Origin of the sequence: Oscillatoria sp. FACHB-1406, from assembly GCF_014698145.1 — a bacterium.
Classification (GTDB): Bacteria; Cyanobacteriota; Cyanobacteriia; order Cyanobacteriales; family Spirulinaceae; genus FACHB-1406.
This window is the reverse complement of the sequence record NZ_JACJSM010000001.1, coordinates 557,802-571,928: the sequence shown is the minus strand read 5'-3', so window position 1 is coordinate 571,928 and position 14,127 is coordinate 557,802. Positions and strand designations below refer to the sequence as shown.

Here is a 14,127-nt window from a genome sequence, read left to right as displayed (position 1 = left end):
CGCTCGATCGCAGATAACTTTAAGTATTCTCCCCCAGCATATCGTCCTGCGAAAGCGTAAATCTCTGCGATATTTCCTTACACCAAGCGCGGGTTCCAAAAAATTGGCAGGAAAACGCCGCAACTTCTGCCGCACGGGATAGGGCTTCAAGGAAGTCATGTTTGAGGATGTAATGGCAAAAAGCGCCGTGGAAAATATCTCCTGCCCCTAATGTATCGACGGGTTCGATGCTGGGAACGTCTACCCAGCCAGCCCGCCCGCCTGCGAGATATTGAATCGGTCGTTCGCCGCCGGTAATGGCAATATAGGGAATGTTGAGTCCAGTGAGATAGTCGAGAACGTCTTGGCGATTGTTACAGGAAGGCGGGTAAAAGTCATCGGAACAGATGGCGTAATCGACGGCGGGCAGAACATCCTGCAATCCGGGTTTCCAACTGCCGCCGTCTAGAACGATGGGAATTTCTTTAGCCCTCGCCCGGGCGGCTGTCTCGCGTAAATCGGCACAGGCGCGACTGAGTTCGAGTTGATGTCCGTCCCACAAAATGATGTCGCAATCGAGTAAGAAACCGGGAGGGAAGCGGGCGGCGGGTACGGGAACGCGAGAACCCGGTAAGGAGACAACGGCGCGATCGCCCGTTTCTTTGGTGGTAATAATAGAAGAGATGGGCGGGGAGAGAGTCGCATCGGCGGCGACATCTAAGCTCGTTACGCCTCGCGCTTCGAGATCTTCTTGGATTAAACGACTGTAAGGGCTATTACCGATCGCACCGAGGAGTAAGGCGCGACTGCCGAGGGTGGAAAAGGCAACCGCAGCATTGGTTGCAGGGCCGCCTGCTGCGATCGCGCAATCGCTAGCTGCTATCTTCTGATTGGAGTGAGGGAAGCGATCGACTCGATAGATTAAATCGAGCGTTACCATACCGATAAACAAGCCAGAACTCTGCATTTGCAAGGAATATTTCGCGATTTTCGCCCTTTTCTTTGCATCTTACCGAAAAACGAGCCAAAGCCGCCCTAATTCTTGAAATAATTGGGACGTAGGCTTTGGCGAAGCGAGTACGAGAGGGCTTAATTGGGCTGCAACCCATATAACCACACAATTAACACCGGTGTAACAATCGCCATTAATAAATTTAAGGGCGCGCCGACGCGGAAAAAGTCGAGGAATTTATAACCGCCCGGACCGTAAACCATTGTATTGGTTTGATAGCCGATGGGAGTCATGAAGCTATTAGAAGCGGCAAAGGTGACGGCAAACATAAAGGCGTAAGGATTGAGTTGCAGGGTTTCTGCAACTTTGACGGCGATGGGGAGCATCAGTACCACCGAGGCGTTGTTGGAAAGAATTTCGGTAAGCAGGGAAGTAGCTGCGAAAAAGAATAGCAAAATCCAATACCCAGAAAGGCTTCCTCCAGCAGCAACGAGGCTTTTAGCCAGCCATTCGGTTGCACCGGATTTGTCCATTGCAGTTCCCAAGGGAATCAAACCTGCCAGGAGAAAGATTACGTCCCAACGCACCGCTCCGTAGAGTTCGCCCGGTTTGAGGCAGCCGGTAATCACCATCAGAACGACACCGACGAGAGCGCTGATGAGAATCGGCATCCAATCAAGAGCGGCGACAACAACGACGGCAACCGCGATCGCGAGCGCAAGCCAAGCTTTATCTTGACGTAAGTTATCCATCTCGCGCTGTTCGAGAACGAGCAGTTCGCGGGTGGTCTGTAAACCGCGTATGCTTTGTTTTGGCGCTTGGAGGAGGAGCAAATCGCCGAAACGCAGGGTTACTTTACCGAGGCGCTCGCGCACTAACTCTTCACCGCGCCGAATCGCCAGCACGGTTGCATTGTAGCGTTGGCGGAAGCGCAAATCTTTGAGCGTCGTTCCGACTAAGCGCGAGTTGGACAGGATTAAGATCTCAGCAACTCGTTCTTCTCCGACCGTCATTTCCGTTTCGACTTGTCCGAACTGTACGTCGGCTAAAATGTCAAGCCCTCGCTCGTCTTTAATTTTCAGGAGTTCTGGACGAGTGCCGCGTACTAAAAGGATGTCACCCGCTGCGAGGCTGCGATCCGCGATCGGTTGAGGAAAGCGTTCGTCGTTGCGAATGATTTCGAGAACATCGAAGTCAAATTTGCGTTGAATTTCACTTTCTTGCAGCGTTTGCCCGATTAGACTCGATCGCGGCGAAACCACGACTTCAGTCACGTAATCTTTCAGTCCGTACTCATCGGTCATTAAATCTCCGGCTGCCGGTTTGCGATCGGGAAGCAATTTAGGGGCAAAAAATGCGAGATAGGCTAAACCGATAAAAAAGGTGATTACCCCCAAGGCGGTAAACTGAAACAAACCGAATTCTTCATATCCTAACTTCTTTGAAACGCCGCTGGCTAAGATGTTAGTAGACGTACCGATTAAGGTTATCATTCCCCCTAAAATCGTTACAAAAGATAGGGGAATCAAGAGTTTCGAGGGGGAAATATTGCGCTTTTTGCACCAATCTTCTACAATTGGCAAGAAAATAGCAACTACCGCCGTATTATTAATAAAAGCAGTAATGGGGCCGACAATGGCTCCCATCACCACAATTTGTTGAGCGGGTTCGTCGCCACCCCATTTGAGAAACCAATCTCGCACGATTTGAATCACTCCCGTTTTGGTAATCGCCGCACTGAGAATAAACATGGCCATGACCGTGATAGTTGCCGAGTTTCCAAATCCGGCGATGCCTTCTTCAGGGGTAACTCCTGCCTCCGGAACGACCAAGCCAATTAACATTAAAACAATGGCAACGATAATGGCAGTGATATCGACGGGCAACCATTCAAAAATGAAGGCAATTAGGGCAAGAATGACAACGCTAAGCGTTACAAAAATGGGCGATAAGGTCATTTTATTTATTAGCGATCGGTTATCGGGAAGGGTGAATAAGAAGAGTTAACCCATCAGTAGAGGTGGATGCTGAAAGCTGTCCTGGCCGTTATTAGTGACTATTGCTTTAAAAAGCAGAGGACGCGATCGCAGCAAGGTGATATAGCGCTCCACAACTCGGTTAGGAGATTCGGTAGCACAGGCAGCGCTCATCCGCTAAGATTTTGGTGCGCTTAGAAACGTACATTCACAAGCGAGTTAGCACTATATTGAGTAAAATCGCAATTGAGAATGCGCTTATCGAGTTGAAAACTCAAGATCGACAAATTATACCTTAAAATTTGACCCTTCCCGCCTCACAATAGTCGAGCTTATTTCCGAGGTATTCTTACTGCTTATAACTGTTCACTGTTCGTTATCGGCGGTCTTCGGCTTCAACCACAAGCCAATCAGCCAAGGGGTTAAGAACAGAATTAAAAACATACGAGTCATTTGAATAGCGAGGACTAAACCCGTATCGCCGCCCAGTTGGAGAGTTGTTGCTAACATCGCCTCAATACCTCCCGGCGTAAAACTGAGAATGGCGCTGACGATATCAACGCGCGCCACTTGATGGAAGCCGTAGGCAATCCCCAAACAACTCACAATCATCACCAGCACTAACCCGACATCAATCAACACTGCTTTAAATAGTTGTTGCGCAGTTGGTCGGTCGAAGCGTAAGCCAATGGACAATCCAACAATCAGTAAAGCAGTGAGGAATAGCCAGTGGGGAATGTAGAGGGAGTGGGGTAAGTTCCAAAAGGCGGGAAGCCCGATGAAGAAGCTACCGAGGAAGGCGGCGGAGGGTAAGCGCAAGCTGTTGCCGAGGACGATTCCCAATTGGCAGCCTAGGGCTAAGAGGGAAAGATTGAACCAGGGAGAGAAGGAGGAGACGTGCGGTAGAGGGAGGGGGGCCGTTACGTTGGTTGGAGTAAGATGGGGAATGTAAAAGGTCGCGATCGCGGGAATGATGGCAACCACCATCAGCACTCGAATATATTGGAGCATGGAGACAGCGAGTGCGTCTGCACCCAAATCTTCGCTCATGGCAATGATCCCGGCGGACGCACCGGGAATGCAGCCCAGGAAACTGGTGATGCGATCGATTCCCGACCAACGCCAGAGGAGATAGCCGTTGATCAAACTGAAGCTTGCCGCCAGCGGAATGCAAAAGAGGAGGGGCAGGGCATAAGTGACGGCTTGGTGCGCGGTATCGGGAGAGAAGCGAGACGCTGCCATCAAACCGAGTATCGAGCGACTGAGGATGACAAGCTTGGGGGTGAGGGTTTGGGCGCGCCCTGAGAAGATAGCACAGAGAACGCCTGCGGCCATCGGGCCGAGTAACCAACTGACAGGAATGTGAAATTTATCGAACAAAAAACCCGCAAGCAAGGCAATGATGAGAAATTGACCGAGGTTTGCGAGTTTGGGAAGCTTAGCAAGCAAGATTTGCAGGAGGTCTGCCAAAACGGTTGGCTTTCCCCCCCACTGGCATTCATTCATTTATTCAACGTTAAACCGGCTCTGGTTTTTACAGTTTAACGTATCTTAACATTATCTTAATCAATGGATAATTGACAAAGTGGGAACAGCAAGCCGTCCTTGATTATCAATTATCCATTACCCATTAATGCCCGATGCCGACGTAGCGGAAACCTGCTTTTTCTGCGGCTTTGCGATCGAGGAAATTGCGGCCGTCCACAATCACGCGACTGCTGTGCATCTGTTTGGCAAGTTTCTCATAGTCGATGTTGGCGAATTGCTGCCAGTCGGTGACTAAGACTAAGGCATCGCAACCATCGGCGAGGCGTTCGGCATCGGTTTCAATAATGACACCGGAGAGGCCGTGGCTGATGCCGGTTTGGGAGACGATGGGGTCGTAGGCTTTGACTTTTGCGCCGAGGCGATTGAGTTGTTCGATGAGGTCGAGGGAGGGTGCGTCGCGCATATCGTCGGTATCGGGTTTGAAGGTTAAACCAAGCAAACCGATCACTTTGCCTTTGAGGATTTTGAGTTCCTTTTGCAATTTTTCGAGCAGGATCGCGCGCTGGCGTTTGTTGACTTCCACCGCAGACTTAAGCAGTTCGGAGTTGTAACCGTAGTCGTCGGCGGTATGAATGAGGGCTGAGACATCTTTGGGGAAGCAGGAACCGCCCCAACCGAGTCCGGCTTGCAGGAATTTGGTGCCAATGCGAGAATCGAGACCGATACCTTTGGCAACTTGGACGACATCCGCGCCGACGCGATCGCAAATATTGGCGACTTCGTTGATAAAGCTGATTTTGGTGGCGAGGAAGGAGTTAGCCGCGTACTTGATCATTTCCGCCGAGTTGAGGTCGGTGGTGACAATGGGTACGGGCGGTAAGTTTTTGTTTTCTTCTTCGCCAAAGGTGCGAGTCACTAAGGGCGCGTAGAGTTCTTGCATCATATCGAGCGCTTTTTGGCTGTTGCTGCCCAGTACGATGCGATCGGGATTGAAGGTATCGTAGACTGCCGAACCTTCCCGCAGGAATTCGGGGTTGCTGACAACATCAAATTCTGCCCCAATCGCCTGAGTGGACGCATCCGGGCCGCCTGCGGCTACTAGCGTTTTCTGGCGTTCTCCTACGCCATCGAGAACGATCATCCGTACCCAGTCGCCAGAACCGATGGGAACGGTTGATTTATTGACGATGACTTTGTAGCCGTCTTTGAGATGTTCGCCAATTCCGCGCGCGACGGCTTCCACGTAGCGCGTATCGCTTTCTCCCGTCGGCAACGCTGGCGTTCCTACGGCAATAAATAAGATGTCACTATTGTCAACCCCTCGTTCGAGGTCGGAAGAAAACTCGAGATTGCCGGACTTCATCGAAGACTGCATCAGTTCGGAAAGTCCGGGTTCGTAAATCGGGGATTGTCCCGACTTCATGAGTTTGACCTTTTCCTCATTATTGTCGATACAGATAACGTGGTGGCCGATATGAGAGAGACAAACGCCCGTGACTAAGCCAACGTAACCCGTACCAATGACACAAACGCGCATATCACTAATTCCTCAACAAATAGGTAAACTAAGCGAACTGGAGAGTCAAGAGTGGGAGTTTTACCGAGACTACTCGGCTTCGATGCGATCGCGGAAATATGCGATCGTTTGCTTTAATCCTTCCTGCAACTGAACCGTCGGTTCCCACCCCAACAGCGTTTTTGCCTTCGTGATATCCGGTTGTCGCTGTTTGGGATCGTCTTGGGGTAAAGGTTTATAAATTAACTCCGCATCTGGATTAATCATGCCCTGAATCGTTTGGGCAAGCTCCAAAATCGTATATTCCCCCGGATTGCCGATATTAATGGGGCCGGTATGTTCGCTATTCATCAAGCGAATAAAGCCTTCGATCAAATCCGAAGCATAGCAGAAACTCCGCGTTTGGGAACCATCGCCGTAAACCGTCAGCGGTTCGCCGCGCAGCGCCTGAACGATAAAATTACTGACCACGCGCCCGTCATTTTCCAACATCCGAGGGCCGTAAGTATTGAAAATCCGCACCACGCGAATATCGACTCCGTTCTGGCGGTGATAGTCAAACGCCAGCGTTTCCGCCACTCGCTTGCCCTCATCGTAACAGGATCTGATCCCAATCGGGTTGACGTTGCCCCGATAGTCTTCCGGTTGGGGGTGAACGTCCGGATCGCCGTAGACTTCAGAAGTAGAAGCCAAGAAAAATCGCGCTTTGACTCGCTTGGCTAACCCCAGCATATTCATCGTCCCCATGACGTTGGTTTTGATGGTTTTGACCGGGTTGTACTGGTAGTGAATCGGCGAAGCAGGACAAGCAAGATGATAGATTTGATCGACTTCTAAGCGGATTGGCTCGGTAATATCGTGACGGATAAGTTCAAACTTGGGATGACCTATCCATTGTTGGACGTTGCGCCTGTGACCCGTGAAATAGTTGTCCAAGCAGATTACGTCGTGACCGGCTTCCATAAGCCGGTCGATAAGATGGGAACCGAGAAAACCCGCACCACCTGTTACCAGGATTCTCATAGGGCTGATTGGCTTTGAGTTGTGAATCAATATTAAACTAACCTTGCATCCTCCTATTGTCTAGAGTTCCACGACTGCCCCCAACGCGAACAGGGATTTGCAAAGTTTTTGTGAAAGTTATTGTAAACGTTGTGTAAAGCGTGTAATGCTTGCGATCTCAGCAGTTTTACTTAGCTTGGGAACGTAAAAGTTACTCGCTACTGCAATATCTAGTCCCTTTGAGGGAGGAAACGGATATGAATGTTGTGGTAAGGGGGGCGAGAGGCAGCGCCCCCAATCATTTTCTTGTTGCAATTTTTAGTCCGCGATTTTTCCTTTTATTTCATTACTTGGAGCCGCGCATCCCGATAAGCGTATCCCTTTGGACTCGCGTTAGATTATCCAAAAGTAACATCCTCGTAAAGTTGGGCAAAAGTCCCCGTATAATCGATACTTTTCAAAGAAAAGGTTTCCGTTCGATAAAACTACTTTTTGTTTGTAGCGATCGCTCGATTGCCGATTGAGGCTGTGTCGCTTTCGATTTGATAACGTATATGCTATCATGACATGATGAGCATCAAAATCGTTATCGATACCAGTGTCTTTATTAGTGCTTTGATTGGGCAAACTGGAGCGAGTCGAGAAGTTATTCGGCGTTGTTTAAAGAAAGAGTACACTTCTTTAATGGGTAATGCTTTATTTTGCGAGTATGAATCAGTGATGAATAGGACAGAGATTTTGAATCAATGTCCGCTTGAGAAAACAGAAGTTATAAGTTTATTTTCAGCATTGATAAGCGTAAGTGAGTGGGTACATATTTACTATTCATGGCGACCTAATCTAAGAGATGAGGGCGACAATCATTTAATTGAATTAGCGATTGCTGGCAATGCCTCCAGCATCGTAACCAATAACATTAAAGACTTCAAAAACACCACCTTACTGTTTCCCAATTTGTCAATTTTAAAGCCAGAAGAAATACTCAGGAGTTAAATTAAAATGGTGACTTTAACAATTCATTTACCGGAAGAGAAACATTCTCAGCTAAAAAATCTAGCACGAGCGAGAGGGGTAACTGTCAACCAGTTAATGGAAGAGTTATCAACAGTGGCTGTGAGCGAATTCGAGGCAATGACTCGATTCAACGCTTTGGCGGCGACAGGAAATGTTGAGCGGGGATTGGAGATTTTAGAGAAATTAGATCGAGCATCTGCTCTGTAGGGACGTTCGCTCATCAATAATATCTACGCGATCGCAATTTTCCGTCAATATCTCCTCTTCTAAATCGAGGTTAACGCTTGACTATGGCAACGCTCAAAGAATTAGAACCTCAATTGTTAGCCCTGTCTAACGAAGACAAAGAGCGAGTTATCCAACTGCTTTCTCGAGAGTCATTCTCCCTAGGGCGCGGGATTGAAAAAACGCCCGAAGTTTGCGGCGGTAGCGCTTGCATTGCGGGAATGCGCATCGCCGTTTGGGGCCTGGTGGAAGCGCGTCGCATTGGCTATAGTGAAGCAGATTTGCTCGCTAGTTATCCCGGACTCTCTGCGAGAGATTTGGTAAATGCTTGGGCTTATACAGAAGCTTTCTCGGATGAAATAGAGGCTGAGATTATGGAAAATGAAGCTGTCATGGATGAAGCAGTATAAAGTATGGCGCGCCTCTATGCGGACGAACAATTTCCTGTTCCTGTCGTCGAATTTTTGCGAGTATTGGGACACGATATTTTGACGGTCAGAGAGGCAGGAAAAGCGAATCAAAAGGTTTTAAACGACGCTGAACGTTAAAATTTTAAACAGCCTGCTGAAGGCAGTTCTGACGTTTCTAGAGAGGTCTATTCATATCAATACTTTCTCAGTCTTTTCGGAACGCTTCACGCATTAATTAAAGCTCAGAGAAAATCTTATCTACTTATTTCAAGCAATTTTGCCATGAAACGTTCTTTTTCAGATCCCGATCCTCTCAGGAAACCTAATCGCTTAGCTTCAGCTATAACTACATGCTCTAAGTCATTCTGTAGGGCTTTTCTCAAATTACCTTTCCAATCATTACCTGGATTTTGTTTAGGTTGAAAAAAGACAACTGCTACAGCTTCAGCAATCTTTTCAATTTCTAACCCATAAGTTTCAGCCCATCGTATTTCATATAAAATACCTCTTTTAAGTCCTTTAGAACCCTGAGCATTCAGATGTTGACTTAGGCGAGTTCGTATCCCTTGTTTCTCAGTCTGACCAACATAAATGTTAGTTTTATAAATATCTCGTATAAGATAAATGCCAGGAGTATTTGGTACTCCACCTATGTTCAGAATTCTACCTGGTTGCTTGTATCTTTTTAATTTCCCCAAATTATCATAAGTCTCAAGTTCGGTGTGAAGTTCATGAAAATGCGGCTCAGACCAAGCACTATTAAATTCTCTTCCAAAAAAAATCATAGGTTAGTTATAATCCCTTACATAAATAGTTTATGGATAGAAATTATTTACTCACTAAAGGTAATTTTTTGCATTTCTTCATAACTTTTTTCTAATTGTTTTATTTTGTTTTCACATGACTCAATTAAAAAATTTACTCTTCGTTCTATTGTAAGTGACTTGTAGTCATGTTTTTTGATTATTTTTTCATTATAAACTTGCTCTTTAAATGGCGTATAACCTTCACCATCTGGCTGAATGTTACGCTGTCTTGAATCATTATCAGATAAATCACTATATTTAGATGTTTCAATATTGTGTGTGAGTTTACTTGATTCATTTTTTATAAACTGAAGAGTCTCTCTATAGAATCTTATCTGACCATCAAGCTGAATTAATGTGTTTCCACGATTATCTTTTCTTCTTTGACATTCTAAAACATACTCAATCGTTTTTTCTTTTTCTTCTATATCATTAAAGAGAAGACTTTCCATTGTGTCAATATAAACTTGAATTTCTTCATTCATATCGAAAAAAAGTTTAGATTTATTGTATCGATCATAAATTAAGTTTATTCCATTAACTTTTTGAATATATATACTTTTCAAAACTGCATTTTGATGTGGAACTTTTTGATAATAAGCAGTGATATAAGCAATTCCCCATAGCAAACAAGCTGGTAAAAGTGTAGCAACCAGTAAAATTATAGGGTTAAGGCTAGCATCACCTCCTGTTAATATAACAAATAGTGCAACAATCTCAGCCAAAGTAAAAATAAAAGCGGGCAATACCACAAATATTGGAGGAAATTTTGCGTAAGCTTTTTCGGTTTTTTGTAAATCAATAATTTGGTAACTTATAAAAAGGTTACGTATTTGCTGAATACTTGCATTGCTCATTTCTTCTTTTAGCTGTTTTAAAGCAGTTAGGTGTTGATTACGAGTCAACATTCCTGCAATGAAGGAAGAAATAGCAAAATGAGCGATAAAAGCTAGAAATGTACCAAAAATTGATTGTGAAAAAACAATAAAACTGTCACTTTTACCTTGTTTGCCTAAAATTATATTTGGAAGTACAGTAAAGATTGTTAAGCCTAGGGCAGTCAAAAATACCCATACTAAAAAAATTGCCCATTTAGGGAATTTTTGGTTGGTTTCCGTATCCAAATCTGTCAGCCGAGACTGTGCAAGTTTGAATTCAGCATATTTTTCAATTTGGGCATACATATAAGAACCATAAAGATCTCCTATTCCATTTAACTCTTCTGTTGATAGTTTTAGCCATTCATCTCGCCGATTCTGAAGCTTTCTATCCATAAGTTTTACGCTCCTATATGACTAAACGAATACAAAAGTTAACTTTTTTTATCCTGACCATTGCGTTTTTCTGCTCTGGCTTGTGAGTATATATCATCTATTTGTGCTTGGTAGTTTTCATCCAGAAATATTAAGCGTTTTGAAGTATTATCTACAAAATCCAAATCTGTCGCTAAATCCTGTCTGTCAGAGTGGTTAAAAACGTATATAAAAACAAAGTTTCCATCATTAATGAATGTTTGAACTGAATCTTTAAATTTTTCTATATTATACTTTTCCTGCCCGTTTTGTGATACAGGCTCAAGGGAGTCAATTAAAGCTATAAAAACTTCAACTGGCATATCTTTTTTTTGAGGAAGAAACATTATTTTTTGTTTTTCATAGTTTTTATAAAAAGAGAGCCAAGTTCTCCGAATATCCGTTCCGGGAGGCGCAAAATTTTTAGAGATATTATATTGAAATAAAGTCTTACAAATACTCTTACCGTGATCTCGCCACTGTTGGCTATTAGACTGGGTAATAGTTTTGTTTAGTAATGAGGGTTCTGGGCTAGAGTTGAATCTAGCTATAGTTAATGCATCTGAGCTTCGCAATTGTAATGTAACTACCTTACACATATCCTCCATTAACTTGTGATTTTCTGTATTAGCAACATTTGATTCTGAAATATCTATTGCTAAAGTTGTTGATAGCTTGCGATCAGAGCAGCTTACTAATAGTGAGGAAAACGTCAATGTTGATATGATTATTAATATTGGTCTGATACCAACCTTTTGATACTTACAAATCATAGTAAAATTTAAGTTTTTAAACGCCTACCCATCTACCATAAAAATGAGTTAACGTCAGTTCGGGATAAGCCGAAAGCCTCATTTTTTCGTTCGCTGTAACCCCTATTGCTTCGTAAAACGAAGAATTCGATCGCACTTTCAGCAAACTTACTCCCCGACGTAAAGAAGTGTTACGCCGAGTCCTGGCGGGGGAAAGCGATCGCGCGATCGCGTATTTCATCCTAGGTTAAAAATTTAGCGCTCGCGTTTCCGCAATTTCATCCATCCGAAAAGCGCCATTAAACCTAAGAGAGCGCTGGGTTCGGGCGTTGTTGCTGGAGTCGGATCGACAGGTTTGCCCGGATCGTGTTGAGCAAAGTCTACATCGGTGATGAAATTGACAAACACTTGGTCGTCAAACCAGTCGTACTGGGGAGCTAACGGAGCCTCTGCTTGACGATTCCAACCCTCTCCGTTAGAGGTTGTTCCGCCGCTGCTAGCAATTGGCGGTGTCGGTTGTCCCGTCCACTGCGCGAGGTAATTCGCTGCACCGCGAATCCAACTCGTCCAGGAGGAAACGCGCACTGAAGCAGAACTATCGCGGTAGCTGGAATTCGTGTTTCCATCGGTGCTACTAATGAAAGAATGAACTCCTGCTAGTCGTCCGTCGATGAAGAGTCCGCCGCCGCTATCTCCGGGAGCCAATTGATATTCGAGGTTACGAGGTTGACTCAATGGCTCGTTCCATTGTGCCGTGCGAGGGTCGTCAAAATCAGACACTAATGTCCGATCGCTCCAGCCCAAACGGGTGCCAATTCCAATCGTATTTTGTCCTGCCCGTTTGTTGTAATCATAATAGTAGTAACCCGTATCTCCATTTCCGGTTGCGCCGTAACCGACGTAAGTTCCCATTTTTAAGTCTTCGTCGCGTCCGTCGTACAACATTGCGGGGTTCGCATTCCAGACATTTTGACTCAAACTCAATATGGCTAAGTCAACCCCAGAACCTAAATCCCGTCCTGAATTGAACCAATCGGTATTCGCACCGACAAGGTTAACGCTATAACCTTGATTGCCCAGCCAAAAAGTGCCTTGGTTCATCCACCCGGTACTTGAATTTTCGACGCAGTGGGCTGCTGTTAACACAAAGCGTTGAGCGATTAGGGTTCCCGAACATCCCCAGCCACTAGAATTATTGCGGGCGCTGAGGTAGCCAACGCTAGAAAAGTTATTGGCAAGGCTGCGATATTCCCAGTCGCTGCGATCGCTACGGATGGTTCCGGCTTTAGCTGGCATTAAAGATGAGGAAACACCGATAGTTGTAGCGATCGCGATTAAGGTTGCGGACAATAACGATGGATTTTTTGTAGCGTACATGAAATACTCCTATCAAAATGAGTCAAATTGCTGTCTAATCCTTCCAAGGTGAAGCCCAATGTGTCGAGCAAATATCGTCCTTAAAGCTTGCAATTAAGCGACTATCTCCTCTTGCCACGCCTGTATAATGCACCTAAAGTCGCATGAGTGACTATAGCTTAGTTTAGTGACACTAAACATTAACTGTCAAGACCCATTTCCAAAATTGCACTGCTTCGCGTCTCCCTGCGATCGCGCACCCACCCCCTACAATCAATACAGTCGCACCCGTGGCAGATTCCCGCATCGCCCAAAACCCATGAACCCAGAAGAATTCGATCGCGCTTTCAGCAAACTCACTCCCCGACGTAAAGAAGTGTTACGCCGAGTCCTGGCGGGGGAAAGCGATCGCGCGATCGCGGAATCCCTCGAAATCGATCGCACCACCATCCGCAAGCACATCGAGCGCATTTGTCAAGCGTTGGGTATTGAGAGCGAGGAGAGTGAGGGACGAACCTATAAACGCGATCGCGTCGTCGCCCTGATTGCCAAGTACAAACCGGAACTACTGGGATATTCGACTCCTACCGAACCCGAAAACGGCGACGAGATCGATAAACCCGCTCCAGAGCAAGTCCATATCGTCGAACAGTTACTCGCCATCCCCCAACCGAGTCAAGAGCCATTGTTAATCGCTTTGGAACGCAACGTTTCCGACGCATGGGAGAAACAGCACATTGCTGAGAAGCTCAACCATTTTGGTTCCAACAGTTACTTAAAAGGCAACTTTGGCGATGCGGCTTTTTATTTAAAGTGGGCAATCGCGTTTGAGCCAGAATTGTGGAAAGCCCACTATAATTTAGGCTCGGCTTACGAAGAGTTGCGACAACTCGACCTTGCCAAGCAACACTACGAACGCGCGACACAATCTAAGCAGAGCGTTGGTGCCGATGCTGCTAATAATCTCGCCCGTTTGAAAATTAGAGATGGCGAAAGTGAAAGCGCGATCGCGCTACTTTTACGCTATTGCGATCGCGCTAAAGACCCTAAAGTACAATACACCCTCCATAAAAATTTAGGCTGGGCATATTTCCAGCAAGGAAACAACAGCGAAGCAGAAAACTCCTTACAAAAAGCGATCGAGTTAGACAGTTCTCGCTCCGATGCCTACTATTTATTAGCGCAAGTCCGGGAAATCCAAAAAGATACAGAGGGCGCTCGTCTATTCTGGGAAAAAGGATTCAATTTAGACAAGAACAGAACCTCGGAGCGACCTTGGAGACTTCCCGAACTCGATATTTGGCAGAGTCAAGCCCGTCAGTTTCTCAAAATCCTTGAATAAAAAGTGTCGCCTTTTTG

General features: G+C 45.8%; 14 protein-coding genes and 1 pseudogene. 5 read left to right on the top strand and 10 right to left on the bottom strand.

Translation table 11 applies throughout. From position 1 onward, the window contains the following. Window positions 1-19 precede the first annotated feature (19 nt). The 5 genes from H6G50_RS02465 to H6G50_RS02445 all read right to left on the bottom strand — a co-directional run bounded on the left by H6G50_RS02465 (window position 20) and on the right by H6G50_RS02445 (window position 6,934). Window positions 20-946, bottom strand: coding sequence for a PfkB family carbohydrate kinase (locus H6G50_RS02465; RefSeq protein ID WP_190712907.1), 927 nt, complete (start codon window positions 944-946; stop codon window positions 20-22). Between the two features lie 122 nt (window positions 947-1,068). Continuing rightward, window positions 1,069-2,889 carry an SLC13 family permease gene (locus tag H6G50_RS02460; protein WP_190712904.1) on the bottom strand — a complete coding sequence of 607 codons (1,821 nt, stop codon included), beginning with the start codon at window positions 2,887-2,889 and terminating at the stop codon, window positions 1,069-1,071. Window positions 2,890-3,273: 384 nt separating this feature from the next. Next, the gene (locus H6G50_RS02455) at window positions 3,274-4,413 is read right to left on the bottom strand and encodes an AbrB family transcriptional regulator (protein WP_190712902.1); all 1,140 of its coding nucleotides are present in this window, start codon (window positions 4,411-4,413) and stop codon (window positions 3,274-3,276) included. 124 nt (window positions 4,414-4,537) lie between these two features. Then, window positions 4,538-5,932 (bottom strand): UDP-glucose/GDP-mannose dehydrogenase family protein, encoded by a 1,395-nt coding sequence (locus tag H6G50_RS02450; RefSeq protein WP_190712900.1) that lies wholly within the window; start codon window positions 5,930-5,932, stop codon window positions 4,538-4,540. 69 nt (window positions 5,933-6,001) lie between these two features. After that, window positions 6,002-6,934 (bottom strand): UDP-glucuronic acid decarboxylase family protein, encoded by a 933-nt coding sequence (locus H6G50_RS02445; RefSeq protein ID WP_190712898.1) that lies wholly within the window; start codon window positions 6,932-6,934, stop codon window positions 6,002-6,004. 546 nt (window positions 6,935-7,480) lie between these two features. Between H6G50_RS02445 and H6G50_RS02440 the strand changes: the two genes are divergently transcribed. The 4 genes and pseudogenes from H6G50_RS02440 to H6G50_RS02425 form a co-directional block, all read left to right on the top strand. Continuing rightward, window positions 7,481-7,906: a putative toxin-antitoxin system toxin component, PIN family gene (locus H6G50_RS02440; protein WP_242032668.1), complete on the top strand. Its 426-nt coding sequence runs from the start codon at window positions 7,481-7,483 to the stop codon at window positions 7,904-7,906. A gap of 6 nt (window positions 7,907-7,912) precedes the next feature. Next, complete coding sequence (locus tag H6G50_RS02435; RefSeq protein WP_190712896.1) at window positions 7,913-8,134, top strand: toxin-antitoxin system HicB family antitoxin; 222 nt, start codon at window positions 7,913-7,915, stop codon at window positions 8,132-8,134. An 83-nt stretch (window positions 8,135-8,217) separates the two neighbouring features. After that, complete coding sequence (locus tag H6G50_RS02430) at window positions 8,218-8,562, top strand: DUF433 domain-containing protein (RefSeq protein ID WP_190712895.1); 345 nt, start codon at window positions 8,218-8,220, stop codon at window positions 8,560-8,562. A gap of 3 nt (window positions 8,563-8,565) precedes the next feature. Continuing rightward, window positions 8,566-8,673 (top strand): annotated as a pseudogene (locus H6G50_RS02425) (DUF5615 family PIN-like protein); the annotation flags it as partial. Between the two features lie 143 nt (window positions 8,674-8,816). On the opposite strand, the gene H6G50_RS02420 reads toward H6G50_RS02425, so the two are convergent. From H6G50_RS02420 to H6G50_RS02405, 5 genes are all read right to left on the bottom strand, one after another. Beyond that, window positions 8,817-9,347 (bottom strand): GIY-YIG nuclease family protein, encoded by a 531-nt coding sequence (locus tag H6G50_RS02420; RefSeq protein WP_190712890.1) that lies wholly within the window; start codon window positions 9,345-9,347, stop codon window positions 8,817-8,819. Window positions 9,348-9,394: 47 nt separating this feature from the next. Further along, window positions 9,395-10,642, bottom strand: coding sequence for a hypothetical protein (locus tag H6G50_RS02415; protein WP_190712888.1), 1,248 nt, complete (start codon window positions 10,640-10,642; stop codon window positions 9,395-9,397). Window positions 10,643-10,680: 38 nt separating this feature from the next. Beyond that, entirely contained in the window at window positions 10,681-11,376 is a 696-nt protein-coding gene (locus tag H6G50_RS02410; protein WP_190712886.1) for a hypothetical protein, read from the bottom strand. 73 nt (window positions 11,377-11,449) lie between these two features. Then, window positions 11,450-11,653 (bottom strand): hypothetical protein, encoded by a 204-nt coding sequence (locus tag H6G50_RS23950; protein WP_206756558.1) that lies wholly within the window; start codon window positions 11,651-11,653, stop codon window positions 11,450-11,452. Between the two features lie 14 nt (window positions 11,654-11,667). Beyond that, the gene (locus H6G50_RS02405) at window positions 11,668-12,789 is read right to left on the bottom strand and encodes a trypsin-like serine protease (RefSeq protein WP_190713027.1); all 1,122 of its coding nucleotides are present in this window, start codon (window positions 12,787-12,789) and stop codon (window positions 11,668-11,670) included. A 298-nt stretch (window positions 12,790-13,087) separates the two neighbouring features. Here H6G50_RS02405 and H6G50_RS02400 point away from each other — a divergent pair, with 298 nt between their 5' ends. Continuing rightward, window positions 13,088-14,110, top strand: a complete 1,023-nt coding sequence (locus H6G50_RS02400) for a tetratricopeptide repeat protein (RefSeq protein WP_190712885.1) — start codon at window positions 13,088-13,090, stop codon at window positions 14,108-14,110. Window positions 14,111-14,127: the final 17 nt, after the last annotated feature.

Bases quoted from the DNA above. Each gene is read 5' to 3' on its own strand.
- H6G50_RS02465 (WP_190712907.1), bottom strand. From the start codon at position 946: ATGCAGAGTTCTGGCTTGTTTATCGGTATGGTAACGCTCGATTTAATC.
- H6G50_RS02415 (WP_190712888.1), bottom strand. From the start codon at position 10,642: ATGGATAGAAAGCTTCAGAATCGGCGAGATGAATGGCTAAAACTATCA.
- H6G50_RS02420 (WP_190712890.1), bottom strand. From the start codon at position 9,347: ATGATTTTTTTTGGAAGAGAATTTAATAGTGCTTGGTCTGAGCCGCAT.
- H6G50_RS02460 (WP_190712904.1), bottom strand. From the start codon at position 2,889: ATGACCTTATCGCCCATTTTTGTAACGCTTAGCGTTGTCATTCTTGCC.
- H6G50_RS02435 (WP_190712896.1), top strand. From the start codon at position 7,913: ATGGTGACTTTAACAATTCATTTACCGGAAGAGAAACATTCTCAGCTA.
- H6G50_RS02400 (WP_190712885.1), top strand. From the start codon at position 13,088: ATGAACCCAGAAGAATTCGATCGCGCTTTCAGCAAACTCACTCCCCGA.
- H6G50_RS02455 (WP_190712902.1), bottom strand. From the start codon at position 4,413: ATGAATGAATGCCAGTGGGGGGGAAAGCCAACCGTTTTGGCAGACCTC.
- H6G50_RS02450 (WP_190712900.1), bottom strand. From the start codon at position 5,932: ATGCGCGTTTGTGTCATTGGTACGGGTTACGTTGGCTTAGTCACGGGC.
- H6G50_RS02405 (WP_190713027.1), bottom strand. From the start codon at position 12,789: ATGTACGCTACAAAAAATCCATCGTTATTGTCCGCAACCTTAATCGCG.
- H6G50_RS23950 (WP_206756558.1), bottom strand. From the start codon at position 11,653: ATGAAATACGCGATCGCGCGATCGCTTTCCCCCGCCAGGACTCGGCGT.
- H6G50_RS02445 (WP_190712898.1), bottom strand. From the start codon at position 6,934: ATGAGAATCCTGGTAACAGGTGGTGCGGGTTTTCTCGGTTCCCATCTT.
- H6G50_RS02430 (WP_190712895.1), top strand. From the start codon at position 8,218: ATGGCAACGCTCAAAGAATTAGAACCTCAATTGTTAGCCCTGTCTAAC.
- H6G50_RS02440 (WP_242032668.1), top strand. From the start codon at position 7,481: ATGATGAGCATCAAAATCGTTATCGATACCAGTGTCTTTATTAGTGCT.